The sequence below is a fragment of the Streptomyces sp. NPDC006510 genome, assembly GCF_040611955.1.
Taxonomy (GTDB): domain Bacteria; phylum Actinomycetota; class Actinomycetes; order Streptomycetales; family Streptomycetaceae; genus Streptomyces.
Window position 1 is genome coordinate 1 of record NZ_JBEXPH010000449.1, and the last position, 1,600, is coordinate 1,600.

Below are 1,600 nucleotides of genomic sequence, written 5' to 3' on the forward strand. Positions count from 1 at the left end.
GTGCGCACCGTCGCGGTCAGCGGCGGCTCCGGCGACAGCCTCTTCGACGCGGTGCGCGCCGCGGGCGTCGACGCCTTCCTCACCGCCGACCTGCGCCACCACCCGGCTTCCGAAGCCGTCCAGCACTCCCCGCTCGGCCTGATCGACGCCGCCCACTGGGCCACCGAATGGCCCTGGTGCGAACAGGCCGCGGCGCAGCTCGACGCGATTTCCGACCGCCAGGGATGGGACCTGCGGGTCCATGTCTCGAAGCAGGTCACCGACCCCTGGACCACCACCACCCACCACTCTTCTGGAGCCCCCAACTGAACGCCGCGCCCGCCGACCAGATCCGACTTCTCGACGTCCAGGCCCTCGACGTACGCCTGTCGCAGCTCGCGCACCGGCGCAAGTCGCTGCCCGAGCACGCCGAGATCGAGTCGCTCACCAGCGACCTCGCGCAACTGCGTGACCTGCTGGTCGCCTCGCAGACCGAGGAGAGCGACACCGCCCGCGAGCAGACCAAGGCGGAGCAGGACGTCGACCAGGTGCGTCAGCGCGCCGCCCGCGACCAGCAGCGCCTCGACTCCGGCGCGGTCACCTCGCCGAAGGACCTGGAGAGCCTTCAGCGCGAGATCGCCTCGCTGGCCAAGCGCCAGGGCGACCTGGAGGACGTCGTCCTCGAGGTGATGGAGCGCCGCGAGTCCGCCCAGGAGCGCGTCACCGAACTGTCCGACCGGGTCTCCGCCGTCCAGGCCAGGACCGACGACGCGACCGCCCGCCGCGACGCCGCGACCAAGGAGCTCGACGAGGAGGCCGCGACCGTCACCAAGGAGCGCGAGCTCGTCGCCGGTTCCGTCCCCGCGGACCTGCTGAAGCTGTACGACAAGCTCCGCGTCCAGCAGGGTGGGGTCGGCGCCGCCCGCCTCTACCAGCGCCGCTGCGAGGGCTGCCGCCTCGAACTGAACATCACCGAGGTCAACGACGTGAAGGCGGCCTCCCCGGACACCGTCCTGCGCTGTGAGAACTGCCGCCGCATCCTGGTCCGTACGGCGGAGTCGGGCCTGTAATGACCCAGCCGCGCCAGTTCGTCATCGAGGCCGACGGCGGGTCACGGGGCAACCCCGGGCCCGCCGGTTACGGAGCGGTCGTCATCGACGCGGTGACGGGCGAGACCCTCGCCGAGGCCGCCGAGTACATCGGCGTCGCGACGAACAACGTCGCCGAGTACAAGGGCCTCATCGCGGGCCTGAAGGCGGCGAAGGCGCTGGTACCGGACGCCTCGGCGGACGGCGCGGTCCAGGTGCGGGTCCGGATGGACTCCAAGCTGGTCGTGGAACAGATGTCGGGCCGCTGGAAGATCAAGCACCCCGACATGAAGCCGCTCGCGGCGGAGGCCGCCAGGATCCTGCCGGCCTCCGCCGTCACGTACGAGTGGATCCCGCGCGAGAAGAACAAGCACGCCGACCGGCTCGCCAACGAGGCGATGGACGCGGGCAAGCGAGGCAAGCAGTGGGAGCCGTCCGCGTCGACGGCCGCCCTCGACACCCCCCGGCCCTCGACCACCGCCGGCCTGCCCCCGGTCTCCGGCCCGCCCGGTGACGCGGCGGCGGGCGCGGCC

General features: G+C 72.3%; 3 protein-coding genes. All 3 read left to right on the forward strand.

Translation table 11 applies throughout. The annotated features are described in order from the left end of the window. The coding region (locus ABZY11_RS44385; RefSeq protein WP_356484601.1) for a Nif3-like dinuclear metal center hexameric protein at positions 1-309 on the forward strand (309 nt) is incomplete at its 5' end. Next, the gene (locus ABZY11_RS44390; protein WP_356484603.1) at positions 306-1,049 is read left to right on the forward strand and encodes a C4-type zinc ribbon domain-containing protein; all 744 of its coding nucleotides are present in this window, start codon (positions 306-308) and stop codon (positions 1,047-1,049) included. The genes ABZY11_RS44385 and ABZY11_RS44390, both read left to right, overlap by 4 nt. Continuing rightward, the coding region (locus ABZY11_RS44395) for a reverse transcriptase-like protein (protein ID WP_356484602.1) at positions 1,049-1,600 on the forward strand (552 nt) is incomplete at its 3' end. The genes ABZY11_RS44390 and ABZY11_RS44395, both read left to right, overlap by 1 nt.